The sequence below is a fragment of the Paenibacillus sp. J2R1T-4 genome, from assembly GCF_059692235.1.
Window position 1 is genome coordinate 259,812 of sequence record NZ_JCAUBA010000006.1, and the last position, 24,003, is coordinate 283,814.

Sequence of the window (24,003 nt, forward strand, 5' to 3'; positions counted from 1 at the left end):
ATCACCTTCTATTCTGTTCCTTCTGTCACGGACTCACTATTCTCCACTGCTTTTAGCTTGGTCCAGCTGCCTTGCTGTTCAACTAAGCCGTCTTTCATCAGCTTGCCGATTGCGCGTTTGAATGCACCCTTGCTAATCCCGAATTTCTCGCTGATTATATCGGCAGGGGTCTCGTCTGAATAAGGCATCGAGCCATTAGGCCGCTCTTGCAGGTACGAAAAAATGCGGTCTGCATCTTCAACCTGACCTACATGCTTCGCGGCGCGCATAGACAAGTTCACGCGTCCGTCCTCGCGAACGAAGGTCACACGGCAATTCACTTGCTCGCCAAGCCGCAAGCTGCGCGTGCGTTCGCTCTCGTGGATCATACCGATCGCGCCGAAACCAAGCACTCCGCCGTCGCACAATACGAATGTGCTATCCTGCAGCGTCTTATAGACGCGTGCATCGACCCATTCGTTCCGCCAGGTCGTAGGTGCCGAGAAAGCGTGCTCCGCGAGCTCCCGCTCGCCGGCCAGCTTCGCGGTCAGCCGCCCTTGCTTGTCGTGCGCCAATGTGACGAACACGCGGTCGCCCTTTTTCGGGCGTGCTTCCGTCCACTCGGGCAACTCACGCACCGGCAGCAGAAGCTGCCGGCCGAGTCCCATCTCGAGGAAACAGCCAAAGCGCGGATGGATGTCAGCGACTTCCAGCAATGCTAATTCGCCAAGGCGAATCAACGGCTCCTTCATAGTCGCGGATAAACGATCCTGTGTATCGTGAAACAAGAATACTTCTATTTGATCCCCAACCGCTACAGTCCCAATAACTTCGCTGTAATGCAGCAACACTTCATCGTAACCATCGGTTAAGAAATAACCATTCGGTGATACATCACGCGCAATTTCTAACTTTCTTATCGTTCCAGCTTCTAATGTCATACGATTTCAACCACTTTCGCATCCGACCAGAGCCGTTCAATATTGTAATACTCACGTTCGTCACGATGGAAGACATGAATGACTACATCCCCTAAATCGATTAATACCCATCGCGCGGAATCAAATCCCTCAATTCCCTTTACAGGAATCCCTTTTTCATTGGCTTGCTTGCGAATTTCTGTAGTGATAGATTGAACCTGCACATCTGAATTTCCGTGACAGATTACATAATAATCGGCTACAAGTGAAATCTTTTGCAAATCAAGCACAACCACATTCATCGCTTTTTTATCTTCAGCCGCTTGGACGGCCATATTCATGACTCGCTCCGGTTGTCTGCTCATCCAATATCAACTCCTATCTTTTCTTTGTGCAACAATTTCATCAATCAAACCATTTCGCGCAATCAAGGTTAAGGGATAAATCTTTTTGCCTTTGCTCAGCAGGAACTGGATCGTGGAATTAAAACCAGCCAATAAAGCTTGATCCAGACTATGTTCTGATATCTCCCGAATAGCAGCTACTTCCGGAAAATCTCGTCCTGGTTCCATATAATCTGCTAAACAAACGATTTTATCCAGTAACGTCATTCCTTCCCGCCCGGAAGTATGGTATCGAATCGCATCAAGCACTTCTGAATCGTGAATGCCGAATTCCGCTTGTGCTATTGCAGCAGCTAATGGACCGTGCAGCAGTTGCGGGTCATAGGCTAATACATCCTCCGGTAATTGATAGCTCTGATAAGACTCAACCTGCTTATCAATCGGCCAATACTTACAATAGTCATGAAGCAACGCAGCAAGATCTGCACGTATAGGATCTCCACCGAAACGATTCGCTAACAGCACAGCCGTTGTCCGGACCCCTTGCGTATGGTCCCATCGTCTTGACGGCATCTGCTCCTGGGTTCGCTGAATCAGGGCATCAAGATCAAGATTCATACAATCTAAGCTCCTTTATATAAGCGTACACAGCTTCATGCACCATATAACGAACCGATCGTCCTGATAGACACCGTTTTCTGATATCCGTTGAGGAGAGCTCGATTTGCGGCATTGGCGCCACCTGTACACCCCGTTGAATGAAGTCCGGCAGATGGCTCATATCGATCGAATAACCTGGTCTTTGCAGGCCGATGAACGAAATTTTTTGCAGTATGTCCTCGATACGCACCCAATGGGGCAAATACTGAACCATATCTGCTCCGATGATATAACAAAACCGCACGTTCGGATGACGGCGGCATAATTGGTCTACCGTGTCCACGGTATAAGACGTCCCTTCGCGGACCATCTCCATATCTTCTGCACGAAAATGCGGATGATCCGCTATGGCCAGCTTTAACATTTCCAAGCGCTGCTCAGGTGCTGCTTTGGGTGGATTAGGCTTATGCGGAGGGGTGTATGCGGGCATGAACCATACCTCGTCCAGTCCCGCTTCTTCCCTTGCCCGCTCAGCGGCTAATAGATGACCGATGTGTATAGGATCGAACGTTCCGCCCATAATTCCGACTTTCATTTCCCCAACCACTCCAGTCCACAGACCAGCTGTAGCTCCTAAACACTATGGGAGCACGATCTGCTTGTTGTTTTTGGACGGCTTGTATAAAATAATCGTTTTTCCGATTGTCTGTACGACGTCTGCGCCTGATTTATCTGCCAATTCGGCCGCGATTTCTTCACGATCTTCAAGGCAGTTGTTCAGTATGGAAACCTTCATCAGTTCCCGCACCTCAATAGCTTCTTCGATGTGTCGGATCAGATGGTCATTCACTCCGCCCTTCCCAATCTGGAAGATCGGGTCCAAATGATGGGCGAGCGAGCGCAAATATCTTTTTTGTTTACCTGTTAACATGTGTAGTAACCCTCTATTCTTTAATTACATAAATGTAAGCCTGAATCATAAAGTGTCAGCGCAGCGCTTTCTCAACCGCTTCCCGCATAACTGCTACGGGAGCCGGGACACCTGTCCAATATTCAAAAGCATAGACGCCTTGATAAATAAACATGCCTAATCCATCGTGTGTCCTTGCCCCGCGGGCTTTTGCTTCACGAAGCAGCCGGGTCTCAAGAGGATTATACACAAGATCACTGACCGTTAGTCCTTCATGGAACCAAGAGGTATCAACTAGCACCTCATCCACATTAGGATGCATACCGACCGAGGTGTTGTGAACAATCAGATCTACATGGTCACGGATTTCGTTGATTTGATCGTATCTGATTCCGTGCGTCTTAGTATAGCCGTTCAGCGAGTCTGCTAATTCTGTAGCTTTTTCCTCGGTGCGGTTGGCTATCCACATCTCTTCAGTTCCCTCAGCGGCCAGCGCATATGCTACACCTCTTGCTGCTCCGCCAGCGCCTAGCATGAGAACCCGTTTTCCCTTTACAGAGAAGTCGGCTTCCTCTTTCAGAGAACGAACGTAGCCTATACCATCGGTGTTGTAGCCGATCAGATGACCGTTATTGTTCACAATCGTATTGACCGCACCTATCGCCATTGCATGCTCATCAATCTCGTCCAGGTAATCCATGACTTCAATTTTGTGAGGAATCGTAACGTTCACACCTCTGAACCCGAGGGAGCGAATTCCTTCAACAGCTGCTTGTAATTGTCCAGGGCCGATCTGAAAAGCTGCGTATGCTGCATTGAGCCCCAATTCATGAAAAGCGGTGTTATGCATAAGCGGAGATTTGGAATGCTTGACTGGATCTCCGAATAGGCCGTGCATAATGGTCTGACTGTCTATTATCCCCTGTTTCATTGCTAAATCTCCCATATATCTCGCGATTGATTAGACAAGCGAATCTCTCATGACAACCTTGACACCCTTTGGGGCATGAATCATAAGATCGGCTCCTGTTGTACCATTGACCTTAATCCAGCCAAGCCCCGAGATCAGTACATCCTTCTCGCCGCCCTTAGGAATGCGAATCGCATGTTTCGTGAACGGAGGCAGCTTGTCGATGTCTTCCTTGGATGGAGGGGCAAGCAATGTCCCTCTATGCTCATTATACAGATCATCCGCACGGGCAAGCTTTGTTCGATGAATGGATAAAGCGTTTGACATATAACAAGTGAATGACTGACGTTCTCCTTTGACGAAATCGAATCGCGCGAATCCGCCGAAAAATAAGCTCTGCTGTTCATTTAATTGAAATACGGTCGGTTTGATCGGCTTGTCCGGAAGAACGATCTGAAGATCCTTTTTCTCCACTAGCTCCGACATCCTGCTGGTGTATACAATTCCTGGTGTGTCGATAATGAATTTGTCGTCATCCAGCGGAATATTGACAACTCCCAAGGTCGTTCCAGGGTAGGGTGATGTCGTCAACTCGCCGTCCAGATCACTGAAGTCACGAATTAATCGATTAATCAGCGTCGATTTCCCTACATTCGTCGCGCCAACAACAGCAACATTACGGTTTCCTCTGAATTCGCTTAAGGCATCCACTACTCGATCGAAGCCGATATTTTTGCGCGCGCTGCACAGAACGACCTTAGACGTCCAAATTCCGTTTAGTTTGGCTTGCTTCTGCGCCCAGTTCAAGATACGGTTCGAATTGATGGACTTCGGCAGCAAATCGATCTTGTTAACTACAAGCAACACAGGTGCATTGCCTACAAATCGATGTAAGCCGGTAATTAAGCTTCCTTCAAAGTCGAACAAGTCCACAATATGCACAATAAGCGCATCCGTTCTACCCAGCTGGCTCAAAATCTCCAAAAAATCAGCCGAATTGACCGTTGCGCTGGATATTTCATTGTAATGCTTGATTCGGTAACACCGCTGACATAATAGCGGATCGCGCTCCTGAGCGGACGTCGGCAAATAACCGATCTTCTCCGAATGTTCTGTTTGCAGCTTCACGCCGCAGCCTGAGCATGTCTGTTCCATGCGATCGGCTTGTATTGTTAAATCCAACTTGTCACTCCTCCCAATCCATAAGCCCTTTTCTACGCATCCACGAGACAGCAACTCTCTCAATTCGGCGATTAATCCGGGTGAAAAAACCTTCATCTTTCGGCGAGATCGGAACTACCAGGATTGTATGTAATCCTAATCGATTCCCCCCCAGCACATCCGTTAACATCTGATCACCGACTACAACGACTTGTTCCGGGTTCAGCCTCATCATTCCCAAGGCGCGACGGAAGGCTGCATTGCTCGGCTTCCTGGCAGCGGAAATATACGGGACCGACAAGGGGTCAGAGAACCGTGAGACCCGAAGCTCATTGTTATTCGATACAATTACAATTTGGAAGCCCATAGCTGAAACTTTCCTCAGCCAGTTCGTCAGTTCTGGGGTTGCCTGAGGATGTTTGGCCCCAACAAGGGTGTTGTCCAGGTCCGTTATTATCCCTCTTACACCGGTCTGCCACATCCCTTGCAAGTCAATTTCATAAATTGACTTTACACTAAGGCGGGGTATCAGTTTTCTAATCAAAAAGAGGTCACCTCAAAACGAGTTATTATATACGACAAACTATACCATATGTGTCCATCACCTGCAAAAGCAAGTTAAGCCGACCGACTTTCAACAAACTGCCCCGGCGAGCTTATACAACCTTTGCTCCCGGGGCAGTTCATAGACATCTACATGCTTTGACGCAGCTTGTGCACCATACGAGAAACTGCGGATACTTCTTCTTCGGTAATTGAATTTTTACTGTATTTCGCTTTCTCGAACAGACTGAGAAGGGCTTCCAGATCATTTTGAAGCCACTTGTCTTTATGAACCCAGCGCTCGGTCATTTCTCTGGCCGTCTCATGTTCACCTCGCGAGTACCCTTTCCGGCGGGCGAAACGGAGTAAACGCTCATATTCCAATACAACCCTTTGATTCAAATTCGGTGAGAAGCGACGGGCGCGTATTAGTGGCAACCACGACTTGCGTGTGCTGAACAATAATAATCCTGCAAGGATTACAACTGCTGTAACACCCGAGATCCAACCAATTACACGAACGGAAACTCCGCTTTCCGCAACTTCTTGCGGTGTAAAATCAGACGGCAGAGCGGGTTCTGTAGATACTACAGGCTCTTCCGGCGGGGTTACAAGAGGGAATACGAAGCCGGAAGTGGGTTCGAATGGGATCCAACCGTAGCCTGCGAAGTATACTTCCGCCCAAGAATGAGCATCGGAATTGCGAACCGTATAGTCCCCAGACCCATTAGGGTCTATCGGTATTTGTTCCGGACCCAGACCGTCTTCGGTGATCAGAACATTTACCCCTGATGAATACCCTTTGACCCAGCGTGCCGGAATCCCCAGCGATCGCGACATAACAACCATTGCGGTTGAGTAGTAATCACAGTAACCTTCCTGAATTTCGAACAGGAAGCGATCAACGAAATCTTTACTCTTCCCCTTGCTTAAATCCGGGGTATTGGTGTATTTGAAGGAAGTGGATAAGTATTTCTCCAACAGCTTCACTTTATCGTAGATCGATGTCCCGCCTTGAGTTACATTGAGAGCCATGTCCTTCACTCGAGCAGGAACCGTGTCCGGCAAATAAAGATACTCATCAAAAGAACGATTCGTTGTCTCGAGCTGCACTTTGCGAAGCTCATCCTCTACAACGATAGGAACTTTAGATACAATAGTGTATGCTTCCGGGTAAGCTTGACGGGACTGTTCATCCCAGCGCAGCTCCTCCAGACGAGCAGCCCATTGAACAGGAGAATAGTTCGTGATGGCTCCGTTGTTAATGGTCTGGATCTTGTCAATACTGAATGCTCCGAATAGCACAGGATATTTCTCATCTTTGTTCAACATGGTTACCGTCTGGGTAACTTCAACAGTCTTAAGGTTCGAAATATTCAATCGGCTATCCTGCTGCAGATCTGTTTCCGGTGTAACAGCGGATACAGGAGACCTTTTCTCTGAATCGCTCTTAATCCAACCCTTGCCCGTATACAGGGATCGGGTTTCACCGCGCCAATAGCTTCGATGAGTCGTACTTACCGTCATTACAGGCGAATAGTCAAATTCGAAATTACTGCCCAATGTGGAATCGTTCCGACTGTATCCTGACGTTGCATCACCCGGGAAGATCGAACTAGTACCGAACCCTTTATTGAAAAAGCTGACCTCTTCACCCTGCCAATTTTTCCACATGGTGTAAGGATCTTTAAGTACAGCACTTACATTTGGAGCAAGTGTTCCTAAGAACACGATAAGCGACACCAAGAACACGATCGGAACTGCAACAGAAGCTGGATACTCGGCCAAGCTGGACCAGCCTACGGGATTCTTTTTCCGCAAGCTTGCGAAGTGATGGATGATGAGCAGGAATAGTCCGCATAGAATGGTCATTGCAGCTTGCGGCCAAAGCACGACTACACTGTATGAATCTTTGACCGCGTAGAATAACAAGGTCGCGATCATAAGGACAAAAATTCGCCATTTGGCACCCACCCACCATCTGGCCACCCAGAAGCTGGCCCAAGTGACGATGCTGAACCAAAGGTAAGGCAGCAGCTGTGAACCGTTCACATCCACCAGATGAACGATCTCATCCCAGGAGCCTACACTACCGCTTATAAATTCATAACCAAGTTGAGAGCTAAGTACATAGAGCAATAATCCGAGTTGAATAATGACTCTTAGAACCCAAGGCAACCGAGGAAACAGTTCAATGAAAACGGTACAAAGGAGGGTCAACTTCACAATAACAATCGTCTCTGGCAGCCATAGCTGATCTTCCTTGGAAATCCATAATATATATTGCAGCATATACAGCCCTACAAAAAAAACAGTCAGGCGAATAGGCCAATCCTTCAAAACGATGGAGCGAAACCAATTGTTAGTATTCATTCTAGCCTCGCACCCCCAGACCTTGAGTCAAATCTTCAAGAGAAGCGACCGGGTAACCCATAAAACCTTTAACATGCATCTGCTTTCTCCAAGCTTCCTGTGCTGATTCAGGCTGTTCCGAGCTTATCCACATATGACAAGGATTCATCTCTCTATGATCAATCCAAGCCATTGCCTGAAGAAGCGGTTCGCCATATTGAGGACTAATCACAGTAAAGAAAGTCCCAGGCGTAAATTGTCTGGCACGATTCTTCAGAACCTCGAGCAAAGTGTATGGGCCGTCGGGTTCTACATCAATCAGGTGATTCCCGATAATTTTATGATGGCTGGAGCTTAGCTTGGGCTCAAAGTAGTTCGATTCCTTGCCGACTGATACTAGACCGAGGGCGAGATCCTTGCGTGCCCCGTAATCTAATAGCGAAGCGGCAATGGAAACCGCCAGCTCGAAATGTTCCTTATTCTTGTAATGCTTGGGATTGCGGTCCAGCAAAATAATCGTCTTAGGCAAGGATTCCCGCTCGAATTCTTTGGACTTCCACGTTCCTGTCTTGGCCGTAGCATTCCAATGAATACGGGATAATCGATCTCCGTAAATGTATTCTCGGACACCGTTGATCTGAGTCGTTTCCCGATGCGACCTGGTCGAGGCAGAATGATGATGCATGCCTCTGAACATTTGATGCAGCTGCTTCCACTCGCGAATATGTACTTTGCGCGGAAGGACGCCGAATGAGTACGGCATCGACATGCGTCCCTTGGATTCGAACAGACCAAATATATCTTCCGTGGAGCAGTCCGTTTGACCGAAAGTATAGAACCCTCGACGCAGAGGAGGCGTCCGGTACGAAATCTCCCCTCGGCGTTTCCAATCCGGAGTAAGGTAAGATTCGAATACTTGTTCCTCTGCTCCTTTGCGGACAAGCTGATCCTTGATCGACACGAAGGGAATAGGCCAAAAGCCTGGAATTTGCACTCGGATCTGAACGGCTAACGAAGTTCCAGCCTCAAGCACCTGCTCATGATTGGGATTAAGCAGCATTCGTTCACCCTGTGTCTTGGCAATGCCGCTCCAACGGCTTAAGCCGAGGTACAGACATAGCACCGAAACAATAATAAAAACCATAAATGCCAGTTTACCGCCTTGAAAAAGCAAATACATCAAGCTGAACACAAAGGTTAGTGAAACACCCCAGAAACGGGGTGAATATTTAGCTAATAGACTCATCCCTGATCACCTCGTTTCGCAACAAGTTACTTCTCTATGCGGACAGGAACACGAACTTGCGTAAAGATCGAATCAAATATAGAGCTAAGCGTTGTCCCTTCTATTCGGGCTTCAGAATGAAGAATCATCCGATGGCCTAATACGTTAACAGCAAGTGTTTTGATGTCATCAGGGATGACAAAATCACGGCCTTGAATGAACGCATACGCCTTAGCTGCTTGCATGAGCGACAAGGTTGCCCTCGGACTGGCCCCCAGGAAGACGGAAGCATGCTCACGTGTTTTGCGTGTTAGAGATACTACATAATCAGCTACAGCATCGTCTACATGGACTTCCCTTACCCGATTTTGCATTTCCAATACTCGCTCCATATCAGTAACCGCTTGCAGCTTGTCGACTGGATGACCGCCTGCTTGTGCGAACAGCATTCGTTTCTCAGTCTCATGGTCCGGATAACCTAAACTGAACTTCATCATGAACCGATCCAACTGAGCTTCGGGCAGGACATAAGTCCCTTCGAAATCAATCGGGTTCTGTGTAGCCATCAACAAGAATGGATTAGGGAGCGGATGTGCTTCGCCATCAACGGTTACATGGCGTTCCTCCATCGCTTCGAGCAAAGCGGATTGTGTCTTCGTCGTTGCGCGGTTGATCTCATCTGCCAGCAAAAAATTCGTCTGCACAGGGCCTGGCCGGAATATAAACTCTTCATCCTTGGGATGAAAAATGGAAACACCAGTAATATCAGTAGGCAGGAGATCGGGATTACATTGAATACGGCGGAACTGGCCGTTAATTGACTTGGCAAGAGCTTTAACCAGAAGGGTCTTACCCGTGCCTGGCACGTCTTCTAGCAGTACATGTCCACCAGCAAGCATTGCGGTTAACAATAGTGTAATTTCTTGCTCTTTTCCCAATATGCAGGAGCTTAAATTAGCTTGAATTGCCTGTAAAAGTCGTACATCCTCGTTAAACAATGCGTCCATTTGATCCCGCTCCTCCTCTAGGTCTCTCTGCCAATTAAACTGAGTGTTCTGAAAGTGTATACAATTGTGTTAATTCTATATTACTAGAAATAGTAAAACCCGTATAGTACCCGTCCTTACAGAAAAATTTGTATTAATTAGCCTATTGCAATTACTTGAGCCAGAAGCATATACGACTGTGTTAAAGCAATTTAGCCTAAAAAAAAGGCCGTCCATAATCAATACGAATAAGAACAAACTTTTGTTTCAAAAAGCAGGACCAAAGTCCAAGTTTCTTAATTCCTCCCAACAGCATAAAGCCGCTCCTGGAAGCGGCTTAAGGATGAGCGTTTTGCAATTCTACAAAAGTAAGAGCAGCAAGATGACAAGCAGCACAAACAGGATAAGAATAAGGGTAAACTCTGATATTCGTTGATTCGAGCTCATTCGCGTCCGACTCCTGTCACTAGAATAGTCATTTACCCTATCCTATGCCGCAATACTAGGCCTGCAAACCGGACATTTGCCTATTTCAACCTAGAAATTGTAGGTAGAAGTTTAGTTCTCCAAGGCGTCCAGACTCTCTTCGATGTTCGCGGAGCGTAATCAGGTTCAGGCCTTAATCCCGCAATCGTCTTCACGGCTCGCTCAGCGGAGCGGCCCATATTCAACTTGGCGGCTCGATCTTTCATGACTGCAAGCCCCTCCGTCTCTCCAAGCAAATACTCCAGCTTCTCTACGAGATCATTCTCACCTTCAGCTCTAAGCGCTACTCCAGCCTGCAGGAGGAACCGCGCGTTATCTTCTTCCTGACCTGGTAATGGACGGTAGAGCAGTATGGGAAGCTGCATCGCAATCGCCTCCGTTGTGCTGAGTCCCCCTGCTTTGGTTATGACAAGATCGGCTAAGGCCATATACTCGTCGATATGATCTACAAACCCTATGGGCAAGATGTGATGTCTACTCCCTTGAGCGAGCTCCTTCAGCTGCTCCATCGCTTTATGATTATGTCCACAGCATACGATGAACTGGAGATTGGAAGTTAAGGCAGGGCTTTCCAGCTGTCTCAACAGCTTGGCTCCGATCAGCCCGCAGCCGCCTCCCATCAACAGAATGACAGGTTGATCAGTGCGTAAACCATGTTTTTCACGCAAATGTGCTATGTTGCTCTTCCCGCTGCTGTAGAAACGGCTTCGAATCGGAATGCCCGTCACACGAATTCTCTGTGAGGAAATTCCTCTTGCTTGCAGGAGCCTGCGCACTTGATCTGAGCCTACAAGATAACGATCCGTACAGGGATGAACCCAATAGCTATGATCCGTATGGTCCGTTATTACCGTTACAGTGGGCACTTCGATTAATTTCTGCTCCTTCAGGACTGAAAGTGCTGCAGCTGCTGGAGGAAATGTGCTGACAACCATCGTTGGCTGAAACTCATTCAACAATTCCATCATCCTGCTCGTTCCAAGTCTCGCAAGCATATGCATGGATTTGGATATTACACCTGGTTCTCTCGTTCGCTCGAATAGAAATCCGTATAGACTGGGCCATATGCAAACACCCCTTACGAACAAGGATCTGCCGAATTCATGGGTATGAGGATGCATCCACTCCATGTAGTCAACGACGCGGACACAGGATCTGGGGTATGTCTGCTCATAAGTTTCTTGCAGAGCTAACGCAGCTTGACGGTGGCCTTCACCATAGCGGCCCGTTAAGATGAGTATCCGCTCATTCATAGTCCTAGTCCGTTCCATTAATCGCCACTCCTTAAATCTTGTTATATGGCCTTCTAGCCAAAGCTCATCTTGTTATCCTCATATTAACCCAAAATGAGCTGTGATCAAAACAGACCTTTGCAGGTATAAGGGCTAGACCTAAGTCTAGAATATGGGGTAGTAAAAATTGGGCTTGACATGGATGGCTAAATTCAAATAAAGTTAGAATCATTAAATGTTGATCAAAGCGATGATGGAGACAAGTAAGCTAGGCTGTCCTGATCAGGGACGGAGTGCCACCGACTGAGAGCACCCCGAAGGAAACAGCAGCTGAACATTCACTCCTGAGCAGATTCTTGAACGCCCTAGATTGTATGTGGGTATGTAGAGGTTATCCGGCCACACACCGTTACCGTGACAAGTGAGATGCGTATATTCACGATCGAGCCAACGGCTTGTCGGGATAACATGCTCTAATTAGGGTGGTACCACGGTTCCCCGTCCCTTTCCAGGACGGGGGCCTTTTTTGTTTTTTCATAATCTAATCAAGGAAAAGGAGTGGATTCAAGATGAGTAACCAAGAGTTGGATGCGCTGCGTGGTCAGCTGGATGAGTTGAATCGTGAGCTGCTTGAACTAATTTGCAAACGGGGGTCCATCACCCAAGAGATCGCAATTGTTAAACAGACTCAAGGAATGCCTAAGTATGATCCTGTCCGGGAGAAGCAAATGCTCGATGTACTTGCAGCAGCAAATACAGGACCATTCGACGAAGCTACTATTCGTCATCTGTTCAAGCAAATATTCAAAGCATCGCTGGATTTGCAGCAAAAGGATCACAAGAAACATTTGCTCGTGAGCCGCAAACGCCAGACCGATGACACCGTGGTGAAATCAAAAAATGTAGCCATTGGCGGCGGAGCTCACATCATGGTCGCAGGTCCATGCTCAATTGAAAGCTATGAGCAGGTGAGGACCGTAGCAGCAGCCCTTAAAGCTTCCGGTGTTCATGTCATAAGAGGCGGTGCGTTCAAACCCCGCACGTCCCCGTACGACTTTCAAGGTCTAGGCGTAGAAGGGTTAAAGATTCTGAAGGAAGTTGCTGACGAGTTCGGACTTGTCACGATAAGTGAGATCGTTAATCCCGCTCATATGGAACTGGCTGAACAATACATCGATGTAATTCAGATCGGGGCCCGCAATATGCAGAACTTCGAGCTGTTGAAAGCCGCGGGCGAGGCGAAGATCCCAGTGCTGTTGAAGCGCGGAATCGCTGCGACGATGGAAGAGTTCCTGATGGCCGCAGAGTACGTTGTCTCACGCGGGAATACCCAAGTGATGTTGATTGAACGAGGTATTCGAACGTACGAGAAATGGACACGGAACACGTTAGACATCTCTGCGGTACCGATTCTTAAACAGGAAAGCCATCTTCCCGTGCTAGTAGACGTAAGTCATTCTACAGGACGCAAAGATATCGTGCTGCCTTGTGCAAAAGCCGCGCTCGCCGCTGGAGCCGATGGTATTATGATCGAAGTTCACCCAGATCCCCCAACTGCTCTCTCTGACGCCGACCAACAACTGACGATCCCTCAATTCGATCAATTCTTCTCTCAATTGAAACAGTCAGGACTGTTTAACCAGAAGTAAAATAGGTGCTGTGGCTCTTAGCATTGATAAGGACCCTATTTTTTGCTTATAATGAGGATATGATATAACAAATGTTAGTTTGATATAGCAAAAACTCTAAGCAAAAAAGGGGTTCCTATCTTGAAGCAAAACCGATATAACGTTCCGGCCCTCGAAAAAGGGCTGCTAATTATTGAAACATTGGCCAAAAGCGAACAGCCGCTTGGGATAACCGATCTGTACGCGCTCTGCGGCTTGCCCAAATCATCCGTATTCATGATTCTTACGACCTTGGAAGATTTGAATTTCGTAGAGAAATTAGCCGGGGATAAATACAAGCTTACATTGAAGCTATATAATCTGGGAGAATTGGTGTTAACCAAATTAAATATTCGTGAAGTGGCAAGACCGTTTATGGAGAAAACAGCGCAGGATCTGGGTTTCACCGTCCACCTGGCGCAAATGGAATACGGAAAAGCGGTCTACATCGAGAAAGTTAACGGTCCCGGGTTCGTCCAGTTCTCAACTAAGGTTGGCTTGGCTTGGTCGCTGCACAACTCCGCGATCGGCAAAACACTTGCTGCCTATTTGCCAGAGAAAGAGCTGGATCGTATTATTGAGATTCAAGGTATGGAAGCGACAACAGCCAATACTATGACCGATATTAATGTATATAAGGATTTTTTAAGAACGGTTCGGGAAGCAGGCTACGCAGTAGAAGACGAGGAAGGTGAATTAGGCATCCGCTGTATCGGCGCTCCCATATGGAACAATGCAGAGGATGTTGTCGCTGCGATCAGCATAACCGCGCTGCGCAACGATTTGCCAACTAGCAAATTCCAAGAGGTCGGACAATATTTAAGCGATATCGCTATGCAAATATCCCGCAGTATTGGATACAAGCAGTAGTAAAATCGACCTCCAACAGCCGTTAAATATACAAAAAACCTGAACGCGGAGTCCTATCGCGATCAGGTTTTTTGTATATTGGGAATCTATTAGGCCTTCTCGTTAACAGGCACTTTGGCAAAGTGATTGGCTACCTTACGGATAGCGGCGATCGTATCCTCAATGTCCTGCTCGGTGTAGAATTCATTCACTCCGAATCGGATCGCTGTACTCAGAATCGCTTCCGCATTCGGGCAATCTCCCTCACTATACGTCACACCCGTAATATCGAACGGAAAGTTGCTGCCCAAATAAGCTTGACGCTTCTGGAAGATAGGCTGCATGTACATAACAGCTGCGATGTACCCTGCCTGGTTCGGGATTCCTTCGGCTGCCAATGCATCACTGAATTCTTTGCGCGTGCAATTCAACTGGGATTCATCGATCCGCATCATGTAGAACCAGTACGTACAGTGGTTGCCTTCTTCTACCTTGTGGGCAGAAATACCAGGTAAGCCGCTAATGCCTTGAGTTATCCGATCGCCGTAAACATGGCGTTGGTCGCAGATCCAAGGCAATTTCTTCAATTGAGCAATACCGACAGCACCTTGAAGCTCAGTCATCCGATAGTTGGGAGCCACGAAATGAAGATCCTTCTGGACATCATCACCAAGGCGTTTGAAATTTTTGTCTGCGAATGCATGAGTTACCTTATAGTCCTGCTCATCGCCAGAGTTAACCGTTACGATTCCGCCATCGCCTGTTGAGATATGCTTGAAATCATTCGTGCTGAAGCAACCGTAATCACCGATCGTTCCAATATAGCGACCTTTGTACTTAGTCAAATAACTTTGAGCGCAATCCTCAATAACCTTCAAGTTATGCTTGCGCGCTATCTCCATGATAGGATCCATATCAGCCGGGTTGCCTGCCAGATGGACGACAACGATCGCCTTCGTACGAGGTGTAATTTTGGCTTCAATCGACTTGGGATCCATATTATACGTATTAGGATCAAGATCGGCGAAGATTGGAATAGCATTCTGATACAAAATCCCGATTAAAGTACCTTGGTCTGTAATTGGGCTGGTAATAATCTCATCCCCGACTGAAGTACCGATAGCGCCTAGAGCTACATGGATAGATGCAGTGCCGGAGGTAGTGGCTACGCTGTATTTGACCCCATAAATGTCATTGAAATCACTTAAGAACTGCTTGACCTTTTTACCGAAGTGATAAAATAGTGTATTCTGTTCCAGTGCTTCTACTAACTCCTTGGCTTCTTCAAGTCCGAATCGCTTCCCGGTTCCGAATGGTGTAGTCTTCGTTTTTGGTCCGCCGTGTATGGCCAACTTCTGATCAGTCATTGCGAATATCCCCTTTGCAGTGCTAATTTTGCCTTCATTATAGTACTGGGAAGAAGCGGTTACACGCCAATTTGTATATAAAAATAGGACAAAAATTGCTACAATAGAGAAAGTATGAACATATTACCGAGACGGCAAAGCGAGGAGCGTTTTATGACTCATTTCCCCATTTTCCAGGATAGTTTGCGTTTGAATACGTTTAAAAGAGGGGAGCTCCCGCTATTCATCACACATTATAATGTATTGAACAGCTATCCCGTTCACCATCATGAATTCGTAGAGATCTCGCTAGTTACCGATGGCAGCGGGACTGAAATTATAAATGGCGCTGAGCACAAGTTAAAGCCTGGCAGTATTTGTGTGCTTCTTCCGCATCATCTGCATGCTTTGACGATTGATGCCGGGAAGCCTTTGCGCAAGTTTTGCTGCATGTTCGACATCAACTTATTGTTCCAAGCCGAGTTCTCTGAAGTCGGTCAATGGCTTGTCCAGTTAACGGATGATTCCTGCCCGTTCTATGATCTTCCCGAGCAGGCTTACAAGTCAATCCGAGCAGCAATGTGCTCGATTGAAGCTGAATATGCTTCTGATTCCATTGGCAAACAAGGATTTATGCGGCTCAAGCTGTTGGAGACGATCTATCTCTTTTTCCGTCACCATCCGGAATTCAATACAGCAAGGCAGCCTATCGCAACACAACCCGCTGAATGGGAATTCGTGAAGTACGTTAACACGCACTTTCTCGAAGAAGAGCTGTCGCTCGAGAATGTTGCAGATCGGTTCGGCGTCAGCATCTTTGTCGTTCGTAATTCCTTCAAGCGTCTGCTAGGTAAAAACTTTCTGGAATACTTGCACCTGCTGCGTGTGCGTAGAGCATCCAGCTTGCTCGCAGCCACTGATATGTCAATATCCGAGATCGCCTATGACGTCGGGTTCTCCTCTCTGCGCTCCTTTACAAGAGTATTCAAAGAAACAACCGGCATGAGCGCATCTGATTTCCGCGATACTCACCTCACTCCGGATGAAACGCTTTAAAATGAGGAGCTTTTCCCGATAACTTTTAGTCCATTGAGCCGCCCTGATCCAGAGCCTCATTCGTATGTGCAAAAATGTGCTCCAACCCGATCCTCTCATCCAGCCCCGACTTTCTCAAAACCTCTCTAGGCTGTGACTGAATATTTGCAATCCACACTTCACCGCCTAGTTGGCTGATGCGCCTTACGGCTGAGGCCATGCTCGCTTCCCCTGTACTATCCATCATCGGAACCATGCTCATCTCCAACAGCAACACTTCAGAAGGCTTGCGGAACTTGCCGATTACGCCTTGCTCGAACTTGGAAGCCGTTCCGAAGAATAGCGCCCCCTCCACATGAACAAGTGTAACTTTTTGATCAAACGTGTGGGATGCTTCATCTGCCGCTACTGTTAGATGACTCATCTTTCTGACAAAGAACAGGACGGCCAGAATGAATCCAACCTCAACGGCCGTAGTTAAATCGAGCAATACGGTTATCAGGAAAGTGCTAAGCAGAACTACTGAATCGCTCGTTCTCATCCTGAGAATTTGGGCGAACTCCCGCCGCTCACTCATGTTCCACGCAACCACCATTAGGATTGGAGCCATTGCGGCTAGTGGAATGTTGGAAGCGTACGGGGCAAACAAAACCAACACGGCTAATACTACAAGGCTATGCACCATGCCCGCAATCGGACTGGCAGCACCGCTTTTGATATTCGTTGCCGTTCGCGCTATCGCCCCTGTAGCCGGAATCCCCCCGAATAACGGAGCAGCAATATTCGCTACCCCTTGTGCGATCAATTCACGATTGCTCTTATGGCGCTCACCCGTCATGCCATCTGCAACTACTGCTGATAAAAGGGATTCGATCCCCCCTAGCAGCGCGATCACAATTGCTGGTTGAATGAGCAGCCTGATTCGCTCAAACGTGATCTCAGGCCACTCTAAACCTGGAAATGTGCTGGGAATTGCGCCAAATGTGGAGCCAATCGTCGCTATCCGGCCGTCAAACAACCAAATTGCAAGTAGCGTGGAAACAACAAGACCTATGAGCGAGCCAGGAATCTTGGGTAGCAATCTCGGCGTTACTAAGGCCACTGCTAAACATACGATGGAAGTAATCAAACTGTATGGATTCAGCGATATAATGTGAAGTGCTATCTCCTTCATGTTCGGTAGAAAATGCTCATGTTTATTGATTCCGCTTAAACCCAAAAAATTAGCTATTTGCCCTGTGAAAATGATAACCGCAATTCCAGCAGTAAAGCCGATTGTAACCGGACGCGGAATATAGCGGATTAACGCTCCAAGCTTGAACAGACCCATCAAGATGAGCAATATTCCCGATAATACCCCCGCTATGAGCAGATTCTCATACCCATACTGAAGCACTACAGCTAGCAGAACAGGCACAAAGGCTCCAGTCGGTCCCCCAATCTGGAACTTGGACCCACCTAAGAGAGAAATGATGAAGCCTGCAATGATTGTAGTGTAAATCCCAAATTCAGGCTTAACTCCCGCTGCAATAGCAAAAGCCATCCCTAATGGAATGGCAATAATCCCTACAACTACCCCTGAAGTGATGTCCCTGCGCAAATGACTTGTGCTGTACCCTTCAAATCTTCCAGATAGCTTCACAGAAATCTCTTCTCTCATATATTTGATTATTTGAATATATAGAGAATATACATCTGCGTAGCAAGTCCTGTCAATACACAATCAGCCTTTGCGGATATCCTCTAACAAGGAAATCGCGTCAACCAGATGATTATCGAAAATTTGCCTGGCTACACTAAGCAGATCCTTGATCAGTGGATCTCGAAGGGAATATATTACCGACGTTCCTTCCTTTGTGCCAATGACTACACTTTTACTGCGAAGCACGGCTAACTGCTGCGAAACTGCCGAGCCTTCACTTCCAAGGATCGTTTGCAGCTCATTCACATTGCGATCCCCTTCGCTCAACACTTCCAGGATCCGTATGCGAAGAGGGTGCGCTAAAGCTTTGAAAAACTCTGATTTGAAATTCTGAATATCACGATTCATATTACAAAGCCCCTTACTCTTTTATCCTAATGTTAGGGTGATGATTTGAAAATTCGGATGCGTTTCCACTCAAATACACAAAGCCCGAACACAATAACCGCTGCCAGCGAAAGAATGGAATTGTACAGGAAGACTAGCTTCACACCAATTATACCACTCACAAATCCTCCTAATAAACTTCCGATAATACGCGCACCGACTAAGCTAATTAATCCGTACAATGTTTGTCCGCTTGCCTTCCATTCGGCAGGCATTTCTTTATTGATATATATCGCCATCGTAACCGACAACACAATAAAAGTCAGTCCATGCAAGCCTTGAACCGGCAATGTCCAATAAGGGCTTGAAATCTTGTAGAATAGAAACCATCTGGCAGACGAGGCCAATGCAGCTCCTATTAATATATAGTGAATCTTTACTCGTTTTAACAATTTATTAGCAAATAGGAGAAATGGAATTTCACTGAGCGAGGAGATTACCATCGACCAGCCAATTAACGCATTGCTGCCGCCCATTTCTTGTAGATGAATGGCAAAAAAGGTGTAATAGTATCCCAAAGTGGCCTGAATGACAAAACTTAATCCTAAATACATCAAAAGCTTCTTATTACGGAATAAGACCCAAATGCGTGTCTTCCGTTCACCTCTCGGATAACCGGCTACGGAAGGCATGCGCAGCACCAACAAGAATGCAATCGCCATAATAAAAGCGTACACCGCAAACATAGAATCTGTGCTTTCCCGTGCAAGTGTGCCAAAACCGACGGACATGATTGCAAATCCGATCGTTCCGCCCATGCGGATCGTCCCAAAGCTCCATTTGGTCTGTTTGTCCAATTCCTCCAAGGTGATCGCGTCACTGATAGCTGGAATCGAAGATTGAAAAAAAGTGATGACTGAAATCAGGATCAGACAATATAAATACTGATCGGAGATAGGAAATAATAGAGCAGTAAGTGCGCTGCCCAGGATCAAAATTTTCAACACATCATTTTTCTTTTTGGATCGATCGGCCATACTCCCCCATATAGGCTGGCCCAGCATGGCAATAAAAGGACCGAGTCCGAGCAGGACGCCAATTTGAGGCTGCGAAAATCCGGTATTATGTAAATACACGGGGATAAACGTTCCGAATACGGCCGCTCCCATATAAAGAATAACGTAATAAAGTAGAAAAGTATTGGATTTCGTACTCTCTCACTACCTTTCAATCGAGTTTATTTTCTACTTTAACAGAATCGCGAATAAATACAACAGCAGCCAAATCATATTGACTTTGGCTGCTGTCGGTAGCATCATCTCTATATCAGGGCTGAAAATTCAAGAGTGTCGCGAGTGTATCCGGTTTAATCGGGAGGTTAAGCTCAAGTTCCATGCCATCACTAGCAGCAACTCTGCTTCTGATATGACCCTCTTGCTGAACAACTTCCTTCGTATGTGCATTATCGCCTCTACTAATCATACAGGCAAACAGGAAGCAGGCGCTTGAGATTTGATGAAAATCAAACGATTGCGAGTCTCCAGAGTAAATCACAAGATCCAAGTACTTCCTTAAGCCATCCTCGGAAATTTCCCATTCGAAGTCGGTTTTTTCGCCCAACAGCCCGTACATCGCTTCTAACGTTACACGAATCGATTCGATGCATACATCTACCCTTCCGCCTTGCTTCTCAATCCGGATATTGTCCTGATTACCGCCTAGCTCAAAACGCACCCTAAGATCGGAAGCCACGATTCTCCCATGAACCCGATCCAGATTCGGATGCGTTCCCCCGCCGTCAGTGGCGAAATTAATGCCAAACAGCACGTTCCCCCGCTTCTGTACACTCGTAAATACCGCCGATGAATAGTCGTAACCATCGTGAAGGACACGCAAATGAATGTAAGTGCTCTGTGATCCGTTAGCTATGTACGCCAGTAAATTCCGGCTTTGATTCCACATAATATTGCAATTGAAAGTGCCCAATGATAGAGTGCTGTCCATATACAGCGTTGCTCTTTTCTCCTGCCCGTCCTCCTTTGGTTTGGATACGGGTTGATTCGACTCCCTATCTACCTGCTCGGTAAACAAGGAGTAGTATTTGTCTGGGCATTTAATCTGATTGCCATACCATGTGATGCCGTATTTAAAATCTTGCTCCGGTATAAATTCGACTTCCCCGTAGCAAGCCAACTGCAGAAAAGAAAGCTTTTCGGGCGGAAGCAGAGTTTCATAGGCACGGCTATGCGGACCGGACCATTGCCTCAACCGCGGGTGAAAATGATAGGCCACCATGCTCCAGGCGATGTCCAGAACCTCTGATACCATAAGACGAGCTTCGGCATTCTGAGTTTCCGTTGCAATGCTCGACAGTTCCTCGATGGAGACAATGGCATAGGTTGGACTGTTATACTCGCTGAATGAACCTTGTTGCTTGGTATATAGGTAAAACCGTTCCAATCGGTCAAGACCATAGCTCCGGTATCGCTCTTCCCCGAAACATTCCCCGGCGATTAAGGTTACGAAAGCTCCCATGATGGCTATATTCGTGTACTCCGGTCCGACATTTCGCTTGATAATGGCATCGCAGCTGTTATAAATGGCTTGTTTAGTCCTGTCCAACAATGGCTGCGGAAACAAGTCGGCGTACCGGGAAACAGCAAGCAGCAGCTGTTTGCCGCAGAAATCGGCCCAATTCCAATCAGGGGGCGACATTTGCTCAAGAGGCTCCTCATAGAACCACGACCAAATACCAAACGTGTGCGACGATCGATCGGTATCCTGCAACGATACCACTTGGTCGATAATGTGAAACGCTCTTTCGCGGTATTCCGAAAGCCCGCTATCCAACAATGCAACTGCATATAGGAGAGCATCCCGTGTTGGGTGAACGAAATCAGCCGCTTTTATGGTCGTATGATAGCCAGGGCTCTTGAAAGGTCTGCGAAGCATCCGCAGCTCCGGATTGTACTCTTTATGAAAGGAATTCAAGCTCTTAAGGAATTCGGGAACCCATATATCCTTCTCGATCCTAGACATCACACTTCTCCCTCTCTACATCGAATGACGTTCCAGCTTCTCACGCTTTTCCCATTCCCGATCTCTATACTCGCTTGGGGTAAGACCGGTAATTTTTTTGAAAATGCGGGTAAAGCTGTTAACGTTCGTGTATCCCACCGACTCCGCTATGTCGCGGATCTTCTCGCTGCTTCCGCTCAGCAGCTCTTTCGATTTGTCGATGCGAATCTCCATAAGGTAGTCGATGAAATTACCGCCCGTATAATCTTTGAACATTTTACTTAAGTGAGACACACTCAAATGGAATTGATCAGACAAATAATTCAGTGACAAATCGCCGTGCATATAATTTTGTTGAATGAATTGAATAATTTTCTCAATGGCATCATTTTTCTCCCGGTTGCTCCGCCGGTTTTTGATCCCATTGATATATCCGATCAAGATTCCGGCAGCAAAATCACGAATTTGCACCAAGCTTTCATGCTGCTCTAGCACTTCATGGACATTCTGAGCAGGCACCAGCTCCTCCTGGGACACCCCGATCTCACCAGCCACAACAGCAGCCTTCATCAGAAGCTGCACGATAAGCTGCCTGATTATGTCGGGAGGGACATTGGAGGAAGCAAGCGAATCAAACCAGATTCGCACCTGATGCTGCAGCTTGTCCTCGTCCAGAACCTTAATCGAATCGATCATGCTGTCCGTAAAGGCGAACAAGCGGTGAAACTGCCCGGTGTTATACACTTGAAGCTCATCCGCGGAAATAATCGTATTATTCCCCATGACGAGCTTATATTTCAATGCTTCCATCGATTGCTTATGGGATACATGAATATCCCGCATGTTGCGTACCTCTGCACCAATTCCAATCGTAACGGTCTTCTTGAAATGCTCTTGGACGAAGTTTTTGAGCATGTCGGCTACTGCGACCGCACGAAGCGCATGTTTCTCCACATCTTCATCATCGAAGCTCAGAATGATGGCGCATTGCCCGTCTTCCCACTCGATTGCAGCACCTTTGCTTTCCGCGTTGATCAGCTCTTCGGCAATGTTACATAAGGCATAGGCATACAGATGCAGATCGCGGGCGGAGGCAATGTCTGATTTCCGGTCAAACTCAGCGCTCATGACGATATAGAAGTTCGGGTGAAGCTGTACGCCTACAAGCTCCATGTATTGAGCGAAATTACGATTTTGCGCAGGGTAATTCGTCAAGATCTCCATCAAGAGCCGCCATTTCATGATCGGCTTGCTCTCCTTGATCTGCTTCTGCAGCTGCTCACTGTCCGACAATATGTTCTGAACCACATTCTCAAAATTCACAAACACATTGCCGTTCTTCCACTCCGACCCTTCGTATAACGGATGGGATTTCAGCTTTTTGGAGAGATTGGCGATAAACCGGTTGAGCGGGTTCAAGGTCCAGAGTCCAACAAGAACAGCTAAAATGCCGGCCGCAACGAATAAGACGGCAGCAATGAAGATCAGGGCGTTTCTCACCTTGATCAGCGGTTTATTTAGTTGAATTTCCGGCACAACATTGACGATTTTCCATCCCGTATAGGCAGAGGTTACGTGGAATATAGAGCTGGGTTCACCATCGACCTTCGCTTGGAAACTCCCTTCACTGGATCCACTCAACACTCTTGCCATGACTTCGGATTTACTCATATCTGCGCCAAGAAGGCTCTTATCTGCGCTCGATACGATAAGGCCGTTAGGATCGAGCATCAACGTATCGCCAAGACTTCGGTTATTCGCGTCTGTCAACAGCTGGTACAATGCTTCTTCCTTGATGTTGATCGCAATTGCTCCGCGCCTATACCCTGGAGAATGAATCAGCGGATACGTTCGGACTAACGTCACGACGTTGCGATAGATTGGGAAATTCGAAGAACTTAACGAGAGCTTGCGGGTCGGCAGCCAGCTTGAATACCCCTCGAACTTCTCGAATTGACGAATCCAGTCATGGTCATCCGGTGTTTGTTCATCTTTCAATGTATTTCCTGAGAACAGCAGCTTCCTGCCATACGAGTACATATCCAAGGAATAGACGTATTCACCGGAATTCACAATGCGGTTGAAATAGCTGCTGAGCCGATAAACGTTGTTCCGGTTCTCCTCTTCATTCATTTCGGAGTCGAAAAACTTCTTGATATCTTCATTTTCCAGCATCTGAATCGTTTCTTTATCAATCGTTTGCAGCATGAGCTCTATTTTATGATCGATCTGGCTGAGCAGCGCCATGTGGGTATTCGTTGACTCATATTTCAACCGATTGGTTGCCACCCAATACGATACAAAAGAGATCATGGACACAACAAAGAACAGGAGCAAGATCAACACCAAAACCGTCTTTTTCGTTGACCGGTAATGAAAGATGTTCATGCCCTGTTCCCTCCGTTTCACTA

The 24,003-nt window shown here is 47.0% G+C and carries 20 protein-coding genes and 1 pseudogene; 3 read left to right on the forward strand and 18 right to left on the reverse strand.

The features are described from left to right. Positions 1-8: 8 nt before the first annotated feature. The 12 genes from AC58QD_RS13275 to AC58QD_RS13330 all read right to left on the reverse strand — a co-directional run bounded on the left by AC58QD_RS13275 (position 9) and on the right by AC58QD_RS13330 (position 11,687). The gene (locus AC58QD_RS13275; protein ID WP_497333880.1) at positions 9-920 is read right to left on the reverse strand and encodes a CvfB family protein; all 912 of its coding nucleotides are present in this window, start codon (positions 918-920) and stop codon (positions 9-11) included. Continuing rightward, positions 917-1,264, reverse strand: coding sequence for a ribosome silencing factor (gene rsfS / locus AC58QD_RS13280; RefSeq protein ID WP_497333882.1), 348 nt, complete (start codon positions 1,262-1,264; stop codon positions 917-919). Before rsfS ends, AC58QD_RS13275 begins: the two co-directional genes overlap by 4 nt. A 6-nt stretch (positions 1,265-1,270) precedes the next feature. After that, complete coding sequence (gene yqeK / locus AC58QD_RS13285) at positions 1,271-1,861, reverse strand: bis(5'-nucleosyl)-tetraphosphatase (symmetrical) YqeK (RefSeq protein ID WP_497333884.1); 591 nt, start codon at positions 1,859-1,861, stop codon at positions 1,271-1,273. After that, positions 1,851-2,438, reverse strand: a complete 588-nt coding sequence (locus tag AC58QD_RS13290; protein ID WP_497333886.1) for a nicotinate-nucleotide adenylyltransferase — start codon at positions 2,436-2,438, stop codon at positions 1,851-1,853. The genes yqeK and AC58QD_RS13290 overlap by 11 nt, the downstream gene beginning before the upstream one ends. Positions 2,439-2,483: 45 nt before the next feature. Further along, a complete protein-coding gene (yhbY, locus tag AC58QD_RS13295) occupies positions 2,484-2,774 on the reverse strand; it encodes a ribosome assembly RNA-binding protein YhbY (RefSeq protein ID WP_497333888.1) in 291 nt (96 codons plus the stop codon). Between the two features lie 55 nt (positions 2,775-2,829). Beyond that, a complete protein-coding gene (aroE, locus tag AC58QD_RS13300) occupies positions 2,830-3,684 on the reverse strand; it encodes a shikimate dehydrogenase (protein ID WP_497333890.1) in 855 nt (284 codons plus the stop codon). A 30-nt stretch (positions 3,685-3,714) separates the two neighbouring features. Then, on the reverse strand, positions 3,715-4,818 hold the full coding sequence (gene yqeH / locus AC58QD_RS13305; RefSeq protein ID WP_497333992.1) for a ribosome biogenesis GTPase YqeH: 1,104 nt from the start codon (positions 4,816-4,818) through the stop codon (positions 3,715-3,717). A 31-nt stretch (positions 4,819-4,849) separates the two neighbouring features. Beyond that, a complete protein-coding gene (locus AC58QD_RS13310; protein WP_497333892.1) occupies positions 4,850-5,368 on the reverse strand; it encodes a YqeG family HAD IIIA-type phosphatase in 519 nt (172 codons plus the stop codon). 149 nt (positions 5,369-5,517) lie between these two features. Then, complete coding sequence (locus AC58QD_RS13315) at positions 5,518-7,740, reverse strand: transglutaminase TgpA family protein (protein WP_497333894.1); 2,223 nt, start codon at positions 7,738-7,740, stop codon at positions 5,518-5,520. A 1-nt stretch (position 7,741) separates the two neighbouring features. Further along, the gene (locus AC58QD_RS13320) at positions 7,742-8,965 is read right to left on the reverse strand and encodes a DUF58 domain-containing protein (protein WP_497333896.1); all 1,224 of its coding nucleotides are present in this window, start codon (positions 8,963-8,965) and stop codon (positions 7,742-7,744) included. A 26-nt stretch (positions 8,966-8,991) separates the two neighbouring features. Further along, positions 8,992-9,951 carry an AAA family ATPase gene (locus AC58QD_RS13325; RefSeq protein ID WP_497333898.1) on the reverse strand — a complete coding sequence of 320 codons (960 nt, stop codon included), beginning with the start codon at positions 9,949-9,951 and terminating at the stop codon, positions 8,992-8,994. 506 nt (positions 9,952-10,457) lie between these two features. Further along, the gene (locus AC58QD_RS13330; RefSeq protein WP_497333900.1) at positions 10,458-11,687 is read right to left on the reverse strand and encodes an MGDG synthase family glycosyltransferase; all 1,230 of its coding nucleotides are present in this window, start codon (positions 11,685-11,687) and stop codon (positions 10,458-10,460) included. 530 nt (positions 11,688-12,217) lie between these two features. Here AC58QD_RS13330 and AC58QD_RS13335 point away from each other — a divergent pair. Together AC58QD_RS13335 and AC58QD_RS13340 are read left to right on the forward strand one after the other, a co-directional pair. Then, a complete protein-coding gene (locus tag AC58QD_RS13335; protein ID WP_497333902.1) occupies positions 12,218-13,297 on the forward strand; it encodes a bifunctional 3-deoxy-7-phosphoheptulonate synthase/chorismate mutase in 1,080 nt (359 codons plus the stop codon). A gap of 120 nt (positions 13,298-13,417) precedes the next feature. Further along, positions 13,418-14,185: an IclR family transcriptional regulator gene (locus tag AC58QD_RS13340; RefSeq protein ID WP_497333904.1), complete on the forward strand. Its 768-nt coding sequence runs from the start codon at positions 13,418-13,420 to the stop codon at positions 14,183-14,185. 89 nt (positions 14,186-14,274) lie between these two features. On the opposite strand, the gene AC58QD_RS13345 is transcribed toward AC58QD_RS13340, so the two are convergent. Continuing rightward, entirely contained in the window at positions 14,275-15,531 is a 1,257-nt protein-coding gene (locus tag AC58QD_RS13345; protein ID WP_497333906.1) for a DegT/DnrJ/EryC1/StrS family aminotransferase, read from the reverse strand. A gap of 189 nt (positions 15,532-15,720) precedes the next feature. On the opposite strand from AC58QD_RS13345, the gene AC58QD_RS13350 reads away from it, so the two are divergent. Beyond that, positions 15,721-16,566: an AraC family transcriptional regulator gene (locus tag AC58QD_RS13350; RefSeq protein WP_497333908.1), complete on the forward strand. Its 846-nt coding sequence runs from the start codon at positions 15,721-15,723 to the stop codon at positions 16,564-16,566. A gap of 25 nt (positions 16,567-16,591) precedes the next feature. On the opposite strand, the gene AC58QD_RS13355 is transcribed toward AC58QD_RS13350, so the two are convergent. The 5 genes and pseudogenes from AC58QD_RS13355 to AC58QD_RS13375 all read right to left on the reverse strand — a co-directional run bounded on the left by AC58QD_RS13355 (position 16,592) and on the right by AC58QD_RS13375 (position 23,980). Then, positions 16,592-18,187 (reverse strand): SulP family inorganic anion transporter, encoded by a 1,596-nt coding sequence (locus tag AC58QD_RS13355; RefSeq protein WP_497333910.1) that lies wholly within the window; start codon positions 18,185-18,187, stop codon positions 16,592-16,594. An 81-nt stretch (positions 18,188-18,268) separates the two neighbouring features. Next, positions 18,269-18,595 carry an ArsR/SmtB family transcription factor gene (locus tag AC58QD_RS13360; RefSeq protein WP_497333912.1) on the reverse strand — a complete coding sequence of 109 codons (327 nt, stop codon included), beginning with the start codon at positions 18,593-18,595 and terminating at the stop codon, positions 18,269-18,271. A gap of 32 nt (positions 18,596-18,627) precedes the next feature. Continuing rightward, a pseudogene (locus AC58QD_RS13365) lies at positions 18,628-19,755 on the reverse strand (MFS transporter); the annotation flags it as partial. A gap of 145 nt (positions 19,756-19,900) precedes the next feature. Continuing rightward, entirely contained in the window at positions 19,901-21,613 is a 1,713-nt protein-coding gene (locus AC58QD_RS13370) for a DUF8769 domain-containing protein (RefSeq protein ID WP_497333914.1), read from the reverse strand. A 15-nt stretch (positions 21,614-21,628) separates the two neighbouring features. After that, positions 21,629-23,980: a helix-turn-helix domain-containing protein gene (locus tag AC58QD_RS13375; RefSeq protein WP_497333916.1), complete on the reverse strand. Its 2,352-nt coding sequence runs from the start codon at positions 23,978-23,980 to the stop codon at positions 21,629-21,631. Positions 23,981-24,003: the final 23 nt, after the last annotated feature.

What these genes read in the sequence shown, in the direction of transcription:
- yhbY (WP_497333888.1), bottom strand. Translation starts at nt 2,774, where the DNA reads ATGTTAACAGGTAAACAAAAAAGATATTTGCGCTCGCTCGCCCATCAT.
- yqeK (WP_497333884.1), bottom strand. Translation starts at nt 1,861, where the DNA reads ATGAATCTTGATCTTGATGCCCTGATTCAGCGAACCCAGGAGCAGATG.
- AC58QD_RS13330 (WP_497333900.1), bottom strand. Translation starts at nt 11,687, where the DNA reads ATGGAACGGACTAGGACTATGAATGAGCGGATACTCATCTTAACGGGC.
- AC58QD_RS13345 (WP_497333906.1), bottom strand. Translation starts at nt 15,531, where the DNA reads ATGACTGATCAGAAGTTGGCCATACACGGCGGACCAAAAACGAAGACT.
- AC58QD_RS13275 (WP_497333880.1), bottom strand. Translation starts at nt 920, where the DNA reads ATGACATTAGAAGCTGGAACGATAAGAAAGTTAGAAATTGCGCGTGAT.
- AC58QD_RS13335 (WP_497333902.1), top strand. Translation starts at nt 12,218, where the DNA reads ATGAGTAACCAAGAGTTGGATGCGCTGCGTGGTCAGCTGGATGAGTTG.
- AC58QD_RS13315 (WP_497333894.1), bottom strand. Translation starts at nt 7,740, where the DNA reads ATGAATACTAACAATTGGTTTCGCTCCATCGTTTTGAAGGATTGGCCT.
- yqeH (WP_497333992.1), bottom strand. Translation starts at nt 4,818, where the DNA reads ATGGAACAGACATGCTCAGGCTGCGGCGTGAAGCTGCAAACAGAACAT.
- AC58QD_RS13325 (WP_497333898.1), bottom strand. Translation starts at nt 9,951, where the DNA reads ATGGACGCATTGTTTAACGAGGATGTACGACTTTTACAGGCAATTCAA.
- aroE (WP_497333890.1), bottom strand. Translation starts at nt 3,684, where the DNA reads ATGAAACAGGGGATAATAGACAGTCAGACCATTATGCACGGCCTATTC.
- AC58QD_RS13375 (WP_497333916.1), bottom strand. Translation starts at nt 23,980, where the DNA reads ATGAACATCTTTCATTACCGGTCAACGAAAAAGACGGTTTTGGTGTTG.
- AC58QD_RS13370 (WP_497333914.1), bottom strand. Translation starts at nt 21,613, where the DNA reads ATGTCTAGGATCGAGAAGGATATATGGGTTCCCGAATTCCTTAAGAGC.
- AC58QD_RS13320 (WP_497333896.1), bottom strand. Translation starts at nt 8,965, where the DNA reads ATGAGTCTATTAGCTAAATATTCACCCCGTTTCTGGGGTGTTTCACTA.
- AC58QD_RS13360 (WP_497333912.1), bottom strand. Translation starts at nt 18,595, where the DNA reads ATGAATCGTGATATTCAGAATTTCAAATCAGAGTTTTTCAAAGCTTTA.
- rsfS (WP_497333882.1), bottom strand. Translation starts at nt 1,264, where the DNA reads ATGAGCAGACAACCGGAGCGAGTCATGAATATGGCCGTCCAAGCGGCT.
- AC58QD_RS13290 (WP_497333886.1), bottom strand. Translation starts at nt 2,438, where the DNA reads ATGAAAGTCGGAATTATGGGCGGAACGTTCGATCCTATACACATCGGT.